The sequence below is a fragment of the Acinetobacter sp. ACIN00229 genome (assembly GCF_016106645.1).
In the GTDB taxonomy this organism is placed as follows: Bacteria; Pseudomonadota; Gammaproteobacteria; order Pseudomonadales; family Moraxellaceae; genus Acinetobacter; species Acinetobacter oleivorans.
In genome coordinates this window covers 232,734-249,415 of the sequence record NZ_JADWOM010000002.1, presented here as the reverse complement: position 1 = coordinate 249,415, position 16,682 = coordinate 232,734, and the positions used below count along the sequence as shown (strand labels likewise).

At 38.4% G+C, this 16,682-nt stretch carries 13 protein-coding genes; 8 read left to right on the top strand and 5 right to left on the bottom strand.

What is annotated here, in order from left to right:
* The first annotated feature begins 21 nt into the window (after positions 1-21).
* On the top strand, positions 22-2,859 hold the full coding sequence (rapA, locus tag I7H67_RS02565; protein ID WP_013197132.1) for an RNA polymerase-associated protein RapA: 2,838 nt from the start codon (positions 22-24) through the stop codon (positions 2,857-2,859).
* Between the two features lie 58 nt (positions 2,860-2,917).
* Here the strand turns inward: rapA and I7H67_RS02560 are convergent, their stop codons facing one another.
* Both I7H67_RS02560 and fabR read right to left on the bottom strand, forming a co-directional pair.
* Positions 2,918-3,934, bottom strand: coding sequence for an AI-2E family transporter (locus I7H67_RS02560; RefSeq protein ID WP_004790840.1), 1,017 nt, complete (start codon positions 3,932-3,934; stop codon positions 2,918-2,920).
* 166 nt (positions 3,935-4,100) lie between these two features.
* A complete protein-coding gene (fabR, locus tag I7H67_RS02555; RefSeq protein WP_107882831.1) occupies positions 4,101-4,796 on the bottom strand; it encodes an HTH-type transcriptional repressor FabR in 696 nt (231 codons plus the stop codon).
* Between the two features lie 140 nt (positions 4,797-4,936).
* On the opposite strand from fabR, the gene I7H67_RS02550 reads away from it, so the two are divergent.
* Both I7H67_RS02550 and I7H67_RS02545 read left to right on the top strand, forming a co-directional pair.
* Positions 4,937-6,004: a ferredoxin reductase gene (locus tag I7H67_RS02550; RefSeq protein ID WP_151822887.1), complete on the top strand. Its 1,068-nt coding sequence runs from the start codon at positions 4,937-4,939 to the stop codon at positions 6,002-6,004.
* Between the two features lie 12 nt (positions 6,005-6,016).
* Complete coding sequence (locus I7H67_RS02545) at positions 6,017-7,111, top strand: fatty acid desaturase family protein (RefSeq protein WP_004790847.1); 1,095 nt, start codon at positions 6,017-6,019, stop codon at positions 7,109-7,111.
* Positions 7,112-7,146: 35 nt separating this feature from the next.
* Here I7H67_RS02545 and I7H67_RS02540 read toward each other — a convergent pair whose 3' ends face one another.
* Positions 7,147-7,611, bottom strand: a complete 465-nt coding sequence (locus I7H67_RS02540; protein WP_013197135.1) for a hotdog fold domain-containing protein — start codon at positions 7,609-7,611, stop codon at positions 7,147-7,149.
* A 118-nt stretch (positions 7,612-7,729) separates the two neighbouring features.
* Here I7H67_RS02540 and I7H67_RS02535 point away from each other — a divergent pair, with 118 nt between their 5' ends.
* On the top strand, positions 7,730-8,353 hold the full coding sequence (locus tag I7H67_RS02535) for a TetR/AcrR family transcriptional regulator (protein ID WP_198306992.1): 624 nt from the start codon (positions 7,730-7,732) through the stop codon (positions 8,351-8,353).
* A gap of 60 nt (positions 8,354-8,413) precedes the next feature.
* Here I7H67_RS02535 and I7H67_RS02530 read toward each other — a convergent pair whose 3' ends face one another.
* Positions 8,414-9,115: an SIMPL domain-containing protein gene (locus tag I7H67_RS02530; RefSeq protein WP_198306991.1), complete on the bottom strand. Its 702-nt coding sequence runs from the start codon at positions 9,113-9,115 to the stop codon at positions 8,414-8,416.
* A 466-nt stretch (positions 9,116-9,581) separates the two neighbouring features.
* Here I7H67_RS02530 and I7H67_RS02525 point away from each other — a divergent pair, with 466 nt between their 5' ends.
* The 3 genes from I7H67_RS02525 (at position 9,582) to I7H67_RS02515 (ending at position 14,206) form a co-directional block, all read left to right on the top strand.
* Positions 9,582-10,955, top strand: coding sequence for a diaminobutyrate--2-oxoglutarate transaminase (locus I7H67_RS02525; RefSeq protein WP_013197138.1), 1,374 nt, complete (start codon positions 9,582-9,584; stop codon positions 10,953-10,955).
* Positions 10,956-10,957: 2 nt separating this feature from the next.
* The gene (locus I7H67_RS02520; protein WP_198306990.1) at positions 10,958-12,490 is read left to right on the top strand and encodes a pyridoxal phosphate-dependent decarboxylase family protein; all 1,533 of its coding nucleotides are present in this window, start codon (positions 10,958-10,960) and stop codon (positions 12,488-12,490) included.
* A 285-nt stretch (positions 12,491-12,775) separates the two neighbouring features.
* Positions 12,776-14,206: an aldehyde dehydrogenase family protein gene (locus I7H67_RS02515; protein ID WP_198306989.1), complete on the top strand. Its 1,431-nt coding sequence runs from the start codon at positions 12,776-12,778 to the stop codon at positions 14,204-14,206.
* A gap of 69 nt (positions 14,207-14,275) precedes the next feature.
* Here the strand turns inward: I7H67_RS02515 and I7H67_RS02510 are convergent, their stop codons facing one another.
* A complete protein-coding gene (locus tag I7H67_RS02510) occupies positions 14,276-14,761 on the bottom strand; it encodes an Lrp/AsnC family transcriptional regulator (protein WP_004643588.1) in 486 nt (161 codons plus the stop codon).
* A gap of 134 nt (positions 14,762-14,895) precedes the next feature.
* Here I7H67_RS02510 and I7H67_RS02505 point away from each other — a divergent pair, with 134 nt between their 5' ends.
* Positions 14,896-16,617, top strand: coding sequence for an alpha-keto acid decarboxylase family protein (locus I7H67_RS02505; RefSeq protein ID WP_151766898.1), 1,722 nt, complete (start codon positions 14,896-14,898; stop codon positions 16,615-16,617).
* The last annotated feature ends 65 nt before the right edge of the window (positions 16,618-16,682 follow it).

Here is a 16,682-nt window from a genome sequence, read left to right as displayed (position 1 = left end):
TAGTGCGAACTTGAGAGAAAGGTGGAAAAATTGCAGCAGTATGCTATTGGTCAACGTTGGCTATCAGACACAGAAACTGAACTCGGTTTAGGTGTGCTTATTGATGTAGATGAAAGATCTGTCAGCATTTTATTCCCCAAAAGTGATGAGACACGTGTCTATGCACGTAATAATGCTCCACTATCTCGTATCATCTTTAACACCAATGATGAAGTTCAAGATCAAGAAGGCAAGAAGTGGATTGTTGAGTCTGTTGAAGACCGACATGGTGTTTTGCGTTACAACGTTGTTCGTACCTTAGAAAATGGCGAACAAGATCGTAAAGCGCTGAATGAAACACGTATTGGTGCGCAAATTCAGTTGTCGAAGCCTTTAGATCGTTTGCTTGCAAGTCAGGTCGACTATAAAGAGTGGTATGACCTGCGTATTGAAGCGATGCTTATGCAAGCACAAATGCAGAATAGCCCTCTACGTGGGATGGTGGGTGCGCGTGTAGGTTTAATTCCACATCAGCTTTATATCGCACACGAAGTTGGTAAACGTTTTGCACCTCGTGTTTTACTTGCCGATGAAGTGGGCTTGGGTAAAACAATTGAAGCTGGCTTAATTATTCACCAACAGCTTAAAACTGGTCGCTCAGAACGAATTCTTATTTTAGTCCCTGATTCTTTACAGTATCAGTGGATGATTGAAATGCGCCGTCGTTTTAACTTGCAATTCTCTCTGTTTGATTTAACACGTACCGCATCTATTAAAGAACATGATCCAGAACTTAACCCGTTCTTGACTGAGCAATGCATTATTGCCAGCGTTGACTTAATGGTTGACCATGATGATTTACGTGAGCAAGCCATAGAAGCTGGCTTCGATTTGCTTGTGGTCGATGAAGCACATCATTTGATGTGGAGCGAAGAAGAAGGCGGTAATGATCGCTACGATTTAATTGAAGAGCTTGCTGAAAATACCGCTGGGGTGTTATTGCTTACCGCAACACCTGAACAGCTTGGTGTGGAAAGTCATTTCGCACGTTTACGTTTACTTGATCCGCAGCGTTTTAGCAGTTTAGAGCGCTTCTTAGATGAAGAAACTCAATACCAGCAGACTGCAAAAATTGCTGAAGTACTCATGTCTGATCAGCCTTTGGCTCCTGAGCATTTATCTGCTTTAGAGGGCTTATTAGGTCACAGTATTGAAGACCAGCCGGACCAACGCTTTAGAGCGATTCACGAATTATTAGACCGTCACGGTACAGGTCGTATTTTATTCCGTAATACACGTGAAGCAATTCAAGGTTTCCCTGGGCGTGATTGTCAGCCAGCACCATTACCAGCACCAGAAGATTGGTCAAAAGATGGAAAACTACGTGAGCAAATGTGGCCGGAAGAAGCACAACTTGATGGTTCATGGATGCAAAATGACCCACGTGTGCTATGGGTAATGGAAATTCTGCGCAAAGATCTCAAGCATAAAAAAGTGCTTTTAATTGCGCGTAGTGGACCAGTTGTTGAAGCTCTAGAAAATGTATTGCGTTTGCATGCAGGCATTCGTACTGCAATGTTCCATGAAGGCATGAGCTTACTTGAACGTGACCAAGCGGCTGCCTATTTTGCTGAAGAAAGCTATGGTGCACAAATTCTCCTGTGTTCGGAAATTGGTTCGGAAGGCCGTAATTTCCAATTTGCCAGTGATCTAATTTTATTTGATCTGCCAGCTAATCCAGATGTTTTAGAGCAACGTATCGGACGTCTAGACCGTATTGGTCAAGAAAACCGTATTCAGATTCATGTGCCATATCTTGTTGGAACAGCTCAAGAGCGTATGTTCCGTTGGTACAATGAAGCACTTAATATTTTCAGTAATATTTCTCCAACAGCGCAAACGCTGCAAGAGAATTTTATTGTTGAATTAAAAGACTGTTTGCTTGCAGACCAAGGTCAAACATTTGAAGATTTGCTTGAAGAAGTGAATGTTCAACGTCAAGCTTTAGAAGCTGAACTTCAAGCGGGCCGAGATCGTTTACTTGAATATAACTCATGTCGTCCAATCGTGGCGCAAGAGATTGTTCAGGCACTTGAAGATTATGATGACAATACAACGCTACCAATGTTTGTGAAGCGTTTCATGTCATCAACCAATATTGACTTTGATGAGCAAAGTAACGGTACGGTAATTATTCGTCCAACAGACCAAATGCAAGTGCAAGGTTTGGCGTTAGACGAAGAAGGCATGACAGCAACTTTCTATCGCGATCAGGCTCAGCTTCGTGAAGATGCTCAATATTTAACTTTAGAGCACCCATTCATTGAAAGTGTAATGGAAATGATCCGTACGCAATCATTTGGTAGTACCAATGTTGCTGTACTCAAATCTAATGCATTAAAGCAGGGTTCAGTATTAATTGAAGTGTGGTTTAAAGTCGATGTAGTTGCGCCTAAGGCGTTAAACTTACCATCGAGCTTGCCTAAGCAGTTAATTCGTGTGCTATTAAGCGAAACTGGTCAAGATTTGTCTGAAAAAATTGATCCAGCAATTTTGAAACCATATTTACATCACTTAGATGGCAATAGCTGTCGTCAGGTGGTTAAAGCTCGCCGTGATATTATTGAGCAACGTTATAAACAAGCATTGGATATCGCGAAAGTTGATTTGCCACAGCTTCAGCAGCAAGCAAAAGAACACTATGGTAATAAATGGCAATATGAAATTGACCGTTTAACTTATCTAAAACAGTTCAATCCAAGTATTCGTCAAGATGAAATTGAACGTTTACAAAAGCTGCAAAAAGAAGGCTTGAGCTTGCTTGATGGTTTAACTGTTACACCAGAAGCAATTCAAGTTTTAGTTGTGGTTAAGCCATAATTAACTCAAACTAAAAAAAGCGCCTAGAGGGCGCTTTTTTTTATAGATGGATTTTGAATTAGATGAGACCGGCATCTTTTAGTTCTAATTTTAAATATGCATAGAAAATTGGAGCTGCGATTAAACCGCCTAAGCCAAAAATTGACTCAAATACCAGCATTGCTAATAAAATCTCCCATGCATTTGCATTGATTTTATGCCCAATAATTTTAGCATTAATAAAATATTCAAGTTTATGAACAAGAACGAGATAAAGTAATGCTGCACCTGCGAGCCCGAGTGAAACAGTAAGCGCGGCAATGAACGTCAATGTATTGGAAATAAGATTACCTAAAATTGGAATCAATCCAAACATGAAGGTCAAAATAGTAAGCGTTTTTGCAAAAGGAAGGTGGACTCCCCAAAGCGGTAATAAAACAAATGCAAATAAAATAAAGAGCAGCGTATTAATTGCTGAAATTTTTATCTGTGCAAAAACAACATTTTTAAATGAAATTGATAGTTTCTGAATACGTTGAATCAGAAGAGATTTAAAAACAGGTTGAGGTGTGCGGCGGTGAAAACCATGTATAGCCACCAAGATACCGATAATGAGACCCATAACCATCGTCACGAAGTTATGCAAAATATCGGAGCTGGTATTTTTTAATATGGTCACGTTATCTTTCATAAAAGCGAAAATTTCATCTTTTAATTCTGTCACGCTATCGGGAATATAACCCGGAAGGTATTTGCTAATTTCAGCTTGTAAATGCAACAGGGTTTGATCGACTTTGCTGTTGATATTATGGATGCCTACACCTTTTAAATCATGAACCACAAAGCTAATTAAACTTGTAAAGAAAAAGGCGATCAGTGAAATCGTAATAATACTTAATAAAATACTAATAAAAATGCGGGCTCTTTGACCATCAATATAACGTTCTACAACCGAGCTTAAGCTAATAATAATTTCATAAATAAGAAAGCCTGCAAAAAAACTTGCTAATAGATGTAATGGGATAACCGAAAGCAAAAAGATGCCCATAAGAATGTAGCTTGCAATCAGACTTTGACGATTATTCAAATTTTGCATGTTGATCCCTGAGATCGTTGGGAATATAGAAGAAAGAGCAAATGGAATAATTATTTATACTCTCGCAAGCTATTCGCTTCAATCGGTGAATTATATTTTTATTGGAAAATAGAGGAGTTAGATGTAAAAATGGCCTGTTTATTAACAAGCCATTCATTAGATAATTTTAACGAATTTCTGCTTCATCCAAATGCCGAGCACCTTCTAAAATCATTCGAATCATAATCATCGTTTGCTCAGCAACTTCTGCACGTTGATGAATTGGAAGATCAATCACTTTAGCGCCCATGTGAAACACAAGTTGCGTAATTGCTTTTGCAACAAGATCAGGGTGATATAAGTGGTTATTATTTAAATGCTCTAGACGAATTAAATCTTCTTGTAGTTCTTGCTGGAAGAAGTTTAATTGGCGATCAACAGCAGCTTTATAAGAAGTAGAACCTGTAAAACCTTCGCGTAGTAATAAACTTAAATTACCTTCATCGGCATCGAGCTGCTGGAGAAAAATATCGACAGAACTGCGAATAATACTTTCTTGCAAGGAAGCACGTAGGCGAGCCTGCCGGATAATTTTACGTAAGACGATACCTGCACGGTCAATTAAAGAAATTGCTAACTCATCAATATCTTTAAAGTGTCGATAGAAACTATTTGGCGCAATGCCAGCTTCTCGTGCTACTTCACGTAAACTTAATGAAGCAATACTCTTTTGTGGGCCAATCAGATTTAGAGCAGCCTGAAAAAGTTCTTCTTTAGTAATTGTCGCTTTTCTTCCCACAGAACGCGTAGCTGTTTTAATTTCAATGACATCTTGTTGTTGAGGTGTGTCATTCAGGTTCTGAGAAAGTGAAGATTGGGTCATGCTGTTCAATATATTTGTAAACTCTCAGGATTATAGCCTTAGAAGCTGAACTTGTGAAATTGTAATTAAAAGTACGGGTGTATATACAAATATATATACATGTGTATAATAATTAAAAAAGAGCGACAGAGCGTCCATCTATGCAAGTAATCGAAAAGAGAAATTCTCTATTCAATTCATTGACACAAGCCATCTTTGATAAAGAAATGGCTAACTTCTGGCTACAAAAAGTTAATCCTTTATGGTCGGTAAAACATGGGCTTGTTCAAATTGTAAAAAAAGAATTTGTCGCTCATGACATGGTGAGTCTTACATTAAAATGTAACCGTTTAGTGAAAGTAGGTGTTGCTGGTCAGCATCATCCTGTCATTGTTGAAATTGCTGGTCGTCGTTATGAACGTACTTATAGCTTGACGCAAATTGATGAACAACATTTACGCTTAACGATTAAAAAAGTGGCTGATGGTATTGTCAGTAACTGGTTTATGACTGAAAGCCAAATTGGTGATGTTTTTGAGCTTGGTCAGCCTTATGGTGACATGCAACAAAACATCAAGACACCGAAATTAATTATGCTAGCTGCGGGTAGTGGTATTACCCCAATGTTGAGCTTAATCACTGCAATTAAACAAAGCCAGCAGTTAGATAAAGTTCAAGTACAGCTTTTATATTGGGTAAAGCAACGCTCTGATGCAGCTTTTGTTGAATACTTTGAAAAAGTTGCAGAGCAATTCCCAAATTTTAGTTATCAGGTTTTTTATACACAAGAAACACCAAATGATGAACGTTTAAATGCAGAGCATTTAGCATTAGTAGACGATTTGGAAAATAGCACCATATATGCATGTGGACCTTCTGGTTTCGTTTCAACAGTGGAACAGCTTTTTGAAAAAGCACCGACTGTATTAACAGAAGCTTTTAGCTTAACGCGTGATAGTACGGCTGAAGTTGGTTATGTAAATGTCACATTAACCCAGTCTAATAAGGTTATTGCAATTCCAAAAGGCGAATCAATTTTGGTGAGTCTGGAACATGAAGGCCTTAAGCCAACACATGGCTGCCGTATGGGAATTTGTAATAAGTGCGTTTGTAGTAAAGCTCAAGGTTCTACACGTAACTTACTCAACGGTAGTGAAAATACCGAACCAAGCCAATTACTCAAAATTTGTGTGAACTCAGCACAATCTGATCTAGTTATTGATCTTTAAGAGAGAACTTTTATGAATATGCCAGTGAAAGTCGAATATTTTAAAAATCCTAAAAATCGCGATTTGACTCCAGCAGAACTTGACGCATTTGCAAAAGAGCTTGATCAGATCAAACAAGAAGTATTGGATGATTTGGGTGAAAAAGACGCTAAATATATCCGCCGTGTCTATGCAGCAGTTCGCTACAGTAGCTTTTTAGGTCGAGCTTGTTTGTTTGCAGGTTGGTTCCCACCAGCATGGATTTTAGGAACAGGTCTACTAGGCTTTTCTAAAATTATGGAAAACATGGAACTTGGGCATAACGTTATGCATGGCCAATATGACTGGATGAACGATCCTAAATTTAATGGTCAAACCTACGAATGGGATACGGTCGGTACTTCTGATAACTGGCGTCAAACGCATAACTATAAACATCACACATATACCAACATTAAAGGTATCGATGATGATATTGGTTATGGTTTACTTCGTTTATTTCCAGAGCAACGTTGGAAGCCTGGTTTCTTGCTTCAACCCGTTTATAGCATTCCATTTTGCTTATTGTTCCAGTGGGGCGTAGCGATTCAGAACCTTGAAATTGGTCGCGTTCTTTACAAGCGTAAGAGCATGGCTAAATTCTTGGAAGAATTGAAACCAGTAAATAAAAAGATTGGTACCCAGCTTTTCAAAGATTACGTTTTTTTCCCATTAATTGCAGGGCCCGCAGCTTTACCTGTATTGACAGGAAACTTGGTTGCGAATGGTCTTCGTAATATCTGGACGTTTACGATTATTTTCTGTGGTCACTTTACTAAAGATGCAGAAGTATTTCCAAAGTCTGTTTTACAGGAAGAAAGCCGTGGTCACTGGTATATGCGCCAGATTCGTGGTTCTTCAAACTTAAAAGGTTCAGAAGCATTACATATCTTAAGCGGACATTTGAGTCATCAGATCGAGCATCATTTATATCCTGATGTTCCTGCGCGCCGTTATCGCCAAATGGCTCCAAAAGTTGAAGCTGTATGTAAAAAGTATGGTTTAAATTACAATAATGCAAGTTTGGCTAAACAGTTTGGACAGGTTGTGGGTCGTATCTTTAAATATGCTTTACCCTTTAAAAAATAATCAAAAAAAGCCCTGATCAGTTCAGGGCTTTTTTATTACTTCTTTTTAGAAATCCACATGGTAATCGTAGCTTGAAAGACTTTTTCTTTCTGAGAATCATAGACTTCTACATTTACTAAATATTCGCCAGCTTTATCCCAGTCATAATTTTTTTCTACAGGCGTTGCAACTGCAATTAAGTCTGTTTCTGCCTTTTTTAAATATTCGACAGTCATACCTTTGGGAATCCAGCGATGGGTAGAAGGTACCGTGACTTCTGTCATTGTCCCACCTGCAAGCTCGGCCATATTACACATCGCAATCGCATGAACTGTTCCAATATGATTGAGAACAGAACGTTTTTTCTTAATGGCTATTTCACAATAATTCGGTTTTAACTCAATAAATAGCGGCGAAATACTGCCGAAATAAGGTGCTTTTAAACATAGCATGCGTGAGAAAGTCCATTTTCCTTTCGGAAAAGTAGACACTTTGTTCCAAAGTTCTAGTGTGGTTGCCATGATTTAAAGCTCCATATTAATAAAAACAGAATTATATTCTTTAACAGAATATAATTCTGTTTACAAAAGTGAGTCAAGTCATTCAGAATATCTCCGATAACTGGTTAGGGAACAAACAATGCAATCTGCACAAGAGTTATTAGAACGGTTATATCCAAGCAGAAAGGCTGCTTTAAAAAGACAGATTTTATTAGATGCCTTGTCTTGTTTCTTAGAAAATGGAATTGAAACCACTAGCATTGAAATGGTTCGTTCGAAATCTGACAGCAGTGTAGGGGCCATTTATCACCACTTTAAAAATAAAGAGGGGATTGTTGCGACTTTATTTTTTGCAGCTTTAGATGACCAAGCGGCATTAAGAGATGAATATTTGGAGGGTACAAAATCTCTTCAAGAAGTGTTATATGCTTTTATTCACAGCTATGTTGATTGGGTTAGTGGACAACCTGAGTTTGCTAAATTTTTAATATCTGCTCGTTTTAGTGTGATGCAGGGGGAAGACCAAGAACGTCTTGTTCAGAAAAATAAATTAAGAAATCAAAAGATCTTTAGTGAAATTTCAAAGTATGCTGAGGCCGGATTTTTAAAAGCTATACCTCATGAGCTATTACTTTCATTAGTCATTGGGTCTACAGAAAACTACTGCCGTGCGTGGTTATCACAACGTGTTCCTTCAAATCCTAAAGTTTATAAAGATATTTTGGCGAAAGCTGCTTGGGATTCTTTGCAAAATTTGAGTTAAGTTTTTTGATTCATACATAAAAAAGCCGCATATTTCATGCGGCTTTTTTAGCTCAAGCAATTATTTAAATTGAATTGAACCGTTTGCATTGACAGTAATTTTAGACTCACCAGCTGCCATGTCTTGAGCTGGTGCAGCTTCGGCCATAGCAAACTTAGCCATACTCGCTCTCATTACAGGCTGAGGAAAATAGTTGTTGGTATTTAAGTTTAAGTTAACAAGCGTGTATTGGCTTTTATTCCATGCTTGAGTCAACATTTGAGCACGCTGTTGAAAGTTTTTAGAAGCTTCGACCATCAAATCATTTTCAACTTTTTTACGTTGCTCATCTGAAACCGTAAAATTAATCGATTGAGTTTGGAAGCTTTGTTGCAATTCATTGACTAACTGGCTTGCTGCTTTAAAGTCTTTACTTTCAAGACGAATTTCAGCGCGGCCACGCCATTCTTTTAGCTTATTACTATCGTTATCGTAAATTGGGTAAGTGCTTTGAGCACCAGTTTCCACTTTTACTTGCGGATATTTACGAGAAACGGCAAGTGCCTGATTCATCAATTGATTAATCTGATTTGAAAGTTCGGCTGGTTGTTTGTTACTTTTTTCAATATATAAAGTTGCATGCATTTCATCATTAGAAACTTGACGAGAAGCTTCAGCTTGTACATTCACAATATTATAGTTCAAAGCATTATCATCCTGAGCAAAAACTAAAGGGCTAAGGAGAGAACCTAAAAGAAGGGTTGAGGCAGCTAAAGTACGCATAATTTTTTCCTTTAAAAATTAATATAAATTTAATTTTTTTCATTAAGAAATGTTAAACATAAGTTATGCATAACTTTTGCAGATTTTGTGGCGTATTTGTAATATTTAGAACAGTTTTTTTAAATTTTGGTAAATGTAAAATCTTTTAAAAATAAATACTTAAAAATAAAGTGTGTCAATGTAACTTAAAAAATCAAAGTAATATAAAAAAAGAATATTTTCTTTAGGTTGTCACATAGTATGATGATAATTCATCTTAACTATTGGGATGATACATTTTTTCAATAAGATTAGATGAGTAAAGTACATAAAAGACGTTTTTTTTCTTGTAAAATTAGGTATCATCGCGCTCCTAGTTACAAGATATAAAATAAGTGTCTTTACTAGTTCTATAAAGCACCGAGTCAAAGGACCAAAAGTCACCAGACTTATTTCTTTCTACCCCTATCAGAGATGGTAATCCGATATGAGCGTTACTTCCGTTAACCCTGCCACTAATGCTACTAACGAATATTATTTGACTCGCCAAAGTCAAATGGAATCAAATGTTCGTAGCTATCCACGTAAATTACCGTTAGCGATAGCGAAAGCACAAGGATGCTGGGTTACTGATGTTGAAGGTACAGAGTACCTTGATTGTTTAGCTGGGGCAGGTACATTGGCTTTAGGTCATAATCATCCTGCGGTGATTCAAAGTATTCAAGATACATTGGCAAGTGGTTTGCCATTGCATACTTTAGACTTAACCACACCTTTAAAAGATGCATTCACTGAAGCATTGTTAGCATATTTACCTGGTGGTAAAGAAGAATACTGCTTGCAGTTCTGTGGTCCTGCTGGTGCAGACGCAACTGAAGCAGCAATTAAACTTGCTAAGACTTACACTGGCCGTAGTTCAGTGATCAGTTTCTCTGGCGGTTATCATGGTATGACCCATGGTGCACTTGCTATGACTGGTAACTTAAGTGCAAAAAATGCAGTTAACGGTTTAATGCCAGGCGTGCAATTCATGCCATATCCGCATGAATACCGCTGCCCACTTGGTTTGGGTGGTGAAGCTGGTGTTGACGCTTTAACTTACTTCTTTGAAAACTTTATCGAAGATGTTGAAAGCGGTGTAACAAAACCAGCTGCTGTTATTCTTGAAGCAATTCAAGGTGAAGGCGGCGTAGTTACAGCTCCAGTAAAATGGTTGCAAAAAATCCGTGAAGTGACTGAAAAGCACAACATCGTTTTAATTTTAGACGAAGTTCAAGCTGGCTTTGCACGTTCAGGCAAAATGTTTGCATTTGAACATGCAGGTATTGAACCTGATGTTGTTGTAATGTCTAAAGCAGTAGGTGGTGGTTTACCACTTGCAGTATTAGGTATTAAACGTAAATTTGATGCTTGGCAGCCTGCTGGTCACACTGGTACTTTCCGTGGTAACCAACTTGCTATGGGTACAGGCCTTGTCGTATTAAAAACGATTACTGAACAAAATCTTGCACAAAATGCGCAAGAACGTGGTGATTATCTACAAGCTGAATTTAAAAAATTAGCTCAAGAATTCCCATGTATCGGTAACGTACGTGGTCGCGGTTTAATGATCGGTGTCGAGATTGTTGACGAGCGTAAACAAGCTGATCGTATTGGTTCGCTTCCTGCGGATTCACAATTAGCTGCTGCAATTCAAACTGCTTGTTTCAACAATAAACTATTGCTTGAAAAAGGCGGCCGTAACGGTACAGTAATTCGTTTACTTTGCCCGCTTATCATCACTCAAGAAGAGTGTGTTGAAGTAGTTGCTCGCTTTAAGAAAGCAATTGCAGAAGCATTGGTTGCAGTACGAGGCGCATAAGTATGGTGGATTTTGCAGAACATCGTAAAGCGTTACTCTGCAATGATGCACAATCCATTGCTGACTATGAGTCAGCAATGGGCGAAGCGGTAAAAGCCGTTTCAGCATGGTTGCAAAATGAAAAGATGTACACAGGTGGTAGCATTAAAGAATTGCGTTCAGCAATTTCTTTCCAACCTTCAAAAGAAGGCATGGGTGTACAAGAGTCACTTCAACGTATGATTGAGCTTTTCTTAAATAAAAGCTTAAAAGTACATCATCCACATTCATTAGCGCATTTACACTGCCCAACTATGGTGATGAGCCAAATTGCGGAAGTGTTAATCAATGCAACTAACCAGTCTATGGACTCATGGGATCAAAGCCCAGCCGGTTCATTAATGGAAGTTCAGCTCATTGATTGGTTGCGTCAAAAAGTTGGTTATGGTTCTGGTCAGGCAGGTGTTTTCACTTCTGGCGGTACTCAATCTAACTTAATGGGTGTGTTACTTGCTCGTGACTGGTGCATTTCGAAAAACTGGAAAGACGAAAACGGTAATCCGTGGTCTGTACAGCGTGATGGTATTCCAGCTGAAGCAATGAAAAACGTCAAAGTTATTTGTTCTGAAAATGCGCATTTCTCTGTGCAAAAGAACATGGCAATGATGGGCATGGGCTTCCAGTCAGTTGTGACTGTTCCTGTGAATGAAAATGCACAGATGGATGTAGATGCTCTCGAAAAAACGATGGCGCATTTGCAATCAGAAGGCAAAGTAGTTGCTTGTGTTGTTGCGACAGCCGGTACAACCGATGCTGGTGCAATTGATCCATTGATGAAAATTCGTGAAATCACAACGAAATATGGTTCATGGATGCATATTGATGCGGCATGGGGCGGTGCATTAATTCTGTCAAATGACTACCGTGCAATGCTTGATGGTATTGAGTTATCTGACTCGATTACCCTCGACTTCCATAAGCATTATTTCCAAAGCATTAGCTGTGGCGCGTTCTTGTTGAAAGACGAAGCGAACTACCGTTTCATGCACTACGAAGCTGAATACCTGAACTCTGCTTATGACGAAGAACATGGTGTACCAAACCTTGTTTCTAAGTCATTACAAACGACTCGTCGTTTTGATGCATTGAAATTGTGGATGACAATTGAATCACTAGGTGAAGACCTTTATGGTTCAATGATTGATCATGGTGTAAAACTTACTCGTGAAGTTGCAGATTACATCAAGGCAACTGACGGTTTAGAGCTTTTAGTTGAACCACAATTTGCTTCAGTATTGTTCCGTGTTGTGCCACAAGGCTACCCAGTTGAGTTTATCGATAGCTTGAACCAAAACGTAGCAGACGAATTGTTTGCACGTGGTGAAGCAAATATCGGTGTAACAAAAGTTGGTAATGTACAGTCATTGAAGATGACAACATTAAGCCCTGTTGTGACATTTGAAAACGTTAAAAACCTTTTAGGTCAAGTATTGGCTGAAGCTGACCGCATTAAAGATGCGATTGCTTCTGGTAACTATGTACCACCAATCGACTAATTGAGTTGATAACAAAAAAAGCCCGGCTTCTTGCTGGGCTTTTTTATTACAGATTCTTTTATTCAAAATGTGTATGAGTAAATAGAAATATGCACAAACCATGCATATTTTTCGAAAACAAAAATAATTATGCATGATCTATCTTATGCAAATTTCTTATTGTATTGGTATGTCCCCAATATTTTTGGTCACATTGATATATCAATATCGTACTTACTTTAAATAATCCCGTTTTAACTGAAAAAAGTAAGTGGCTGTAATTACAATTAAGACAAGGAAGAAGAAATGCAACAAGTTAATGTGCTTAATGAATTTAAACTGATTATTAACGGTCAATCTTGTTCAGGTGAACAAGGTGAACTAGAAGTTATTAATCCTGCTACAGGTTTAACAGCTGCGCGTTGTGCAAAAGCATCGGTTGAGCAAGTAAATCAAGCAGTGAGTGCAGCTAAACAAGCATCTAAAGCTTGGCAACAAGTTTCACATGATGAACGTAAATCGATCTTAAACAAAATTGCGGATGGTATTGAAAAGCACGCTGAAATGCTTGCAGAGCTGGTTGTGCTTGAGCAAGGTAAACCACTAGCACTTGCACAAATGGAAGTGCAGGGTGCAATTGGATGGATTCGCTATGCTGCTGCTATGGATTTACCTGTTGAAGTGATTGAAGACAGTGAAACCAAGCGTATTGAGCGTCATCGTCAGCCATTAGGTGTAGTGGCTTCAATTACTCCGTGGAACTGGCCTCTCATGATTGCTGTTTGGCATATCATGCCTGCTTTACGCGCGGGTAACGTTGTCATTAGCAAACCTTCTGAATACACACCGCTATCAACTTTGCGTCTATGTGAAATCATTCAGCAAGAAGTTCCAGCGGGTGTTATTTCAATTGTGGTAGGTGCTGGTGAGATTGGTGAAGCACTCTCTTCACATCCAGATGTACAAAAAGTCGTGTTTACGGGTTCAACTCGAACAGGTCAACACATTATGGCTGGTGCAGCTCAACAGTTAAAACATTTAACATTAGAGCTTGGCGGTAATGATGCGGGTATTGTATTGCCAGATGCAAATATCGATGAAATTGCAGCTAAGATTTTTAATATGGCATTCTTGAACGCTGGTCAAACGTGCGCGGCGTTAAAACGTTTATATGTACATGAAAGCCAATATGAAGCTCTATCTCAAAAGTTAGCTGACATTGCCAATGCTCAAGTTGTGGGTGGTGGAATGGAGTCTTCTACAACGTTTGGTCCGGTACAAAACCAAATGCAATATAACAAAGTGAAAGAACTTATTGCCGATGCTATTTCTCAAGGTGCAAAAGCGCTTTCTGGTCAGCAGCAGTTACCAGAGCAAGGCTACTTTATTGCGCCAACTATTTTGACTGAAGTTTCTGACTCTTGCCGCGTGGTACAAGAAGAGCAATTTGGTCCAGTGTTGCCTGTTTTAAAATATACAGATATCAACGATGCTATTGCTCGTGCCAATGACAGTGAGTTTGGTTTAGGTGGTTCAATCTGGTCTTCTGATATTCAAGCTGCTCAAACTTATGCGACTCAGCTTCAATGTGGTACTGTTTGGATTAATACCCATGCAGAAGTACTGCCTCATGCACCTTTTGGTGGCTGGAAAATGTCAGGCTTAGGTGCTGAGTTTGGTTTAGAAGGTTTACTTGAAAATACGATCGGGCAAACAGTCCATATCAGTAAAATCTAAATATTAATTTTAAGGCGGATCATAGATCCGCCTTTTTATTTTAAATTATCTTATTAAATACTAACCTGCTTAAGTCGTGTGATGATAACCGTGACCTTTAGGTTTGATTAAAAAATGATTCTGTTCTTTAATTTTTTTCAGAACAATGTAAGACTTTATGTGGCCAATAAAATTATAAGAAAGCAATCTTTCAGTTACAAATTGAGAAAGCTGCTCTAAGTTTTCAGCAACGACTTTTAAAATAAAATCCGCATCGCCACTAATTGAAAATGCATCTTGAATGTTATCTTCCGCTTCAATTAACTCTTGAAATGCCTGCTGAGATTTTGCCTCGTGTGTTCTTAAATTAATGTGGATCATCGCTGTGACTTCCAGTCCTAGCGCTTGTTGCTGGATGCGGGCCGTGTAACCTAAAATTATACCTTTTTGCTCAAGTAGCTGTCTTCTTCTAGAACATTGAGAAGCAGATAAACCGATTAAATCTCCAACTTCCTGATTGGTGAGCCGTCCATTCTTTTGTAGTGCCTGAATGATTTGCCAGTCGAACTTATCCATTGCATAAAATCCTTTTATGATACACAAATCATGTATTTTTATTAAAATGCGTTTTCATTATGCACGAAATCTAAAAGGTAGATGAAATATTATTTTTCTATGGAATAAAAATTGGTCTCAAAGGATATAGAGCAATGTTCATAGAAATCGGTGACTTTTTAAATCTTCGTTTAAAACAAATGGGTATCCAACATCTTTTTGGTGTACCTGGTGATTTTAACCTCTCATATCTCGAACAAGTTGAAGCAGATCCAGAACTCGAATTTATCGGAAATTGTAATGAATTAAATGCTGCCTATGCAGCTGATGGTTATGCACGAATTAACGGTTTTTCTGCCTTGGCAACTACTTATGGTGTCGGTGATTTAAGCGCGATTAATGGCATTGCAGGTGCATATGCAGAAAATGTACCTCTTATTCATATCTCAGGTATTCCACCTTTACATGCAGTTCAAAAGGGCACTTTAATTCACCATACGCTTGTCGATGGTAACTACGACAATATTATGAACTGTATGAAAGAGTTCACAGTTGCTCAAACACGTTTAACTCCTGCAAATGCAGCTTTTGAAATTGATCGTGTATTACGTCAGTGTTTCCTTGAACGCCGTCCTGTGCACATCCAGTTAGCTGGAGATATTACTCACGTTAAAATTGAAGTTACTGACCGCCCACTTGATTTAAGTTATCCATCTGTTGAACCAGACTTATTGCAAAGTGTGGTAAGCAAACTTTGTGACATTTTGAACAATGCAAAAAGTCCAGCACTGCTTATTGATAATGAAGCTTCAGTTTTTGGCGTAACTTCACTTTTAAATGATTTATCTCAAAAATGCTCAATTCCATTTGCGGGTATGAATACTGCAAAAAATATTATGGATGAAGGCTCACCTCGTTATATCGGAACGTATGTGGGTGGGGCAAGCCAACCGCATGTGAAAAATATTATTGAGCAATCTGACTGCCTAATTGGTATTGGTGCACGATTTACAGATGTAGGCTCAGCTGTATTTACTCATCAAATTGAGACCAAGAACTATATTGAAATTAAATCTTATGGCTTAAATATCTTTGGTCAGGATTTTCCGGGTATTGAAATTGGACAGTTACTTGTTGAGCTAAATAAAAAAGTTGCACCACGTAAATCGTCAATGCCTCTTCTTGAAAAACAGCCACAGAAAGTAATTGAAGCCCCAGCTCAACAAAAACTAAGCCAAGATGTGCTTTGGAACTATATTGCAGGTTTCTTAAAAGAAGATGATGTGATTATTGGTGAGGTAGGAACTTCAAACTCAGCTTTGTCTGGTTTAAAACTTCCTGCTACAGCTAAATATATTGCTCAGCCGCTTTGGGGTTCTATTGGTTATACCTTGCCAGCTTTACTTGGTAGTTTGTTGGCAGCTCCTGAACGCCGTCAAATTTTGTTTATTGGTGATGGTTCTTTCCAGCTTACGGTACAAGAGCTTTCTACAATTATTCGTCACGGTTTAAAACCTATTATTTTCTTACTGAACAATGGCGGCTACACCATTGAGCGCTTAATTATGGGTGAAAACGCAGCCTATAACGACGTGCAAAACTGGAAATACACCGAAATTCCTGCGGTATTTAACGGTAAAAAAGGCCATACCACCTATGTGGTTGAAACTGCCGGACAGCTTAGAAGTGTTTTAGAGAATGTTCATTTAAATGATCAGTTAACTTTTATTGAATTAAAACTACCAGCAATGGATGCGCCAGTAAGTTTGAAAAAATTTGCTTCAGTCATCGCGCGTTTTGATTACGGCGATCGTGGCTACGAAATTTTAAAGGAGCGTTCCCAGCCTATTAAATGTAAGGATGCAAGCTCGTTTTAAATAGAAGATAGGACAAGTCTTCTTAAAATTAAATGGACTCATATTAAAGCAAACGTATTTCCGAA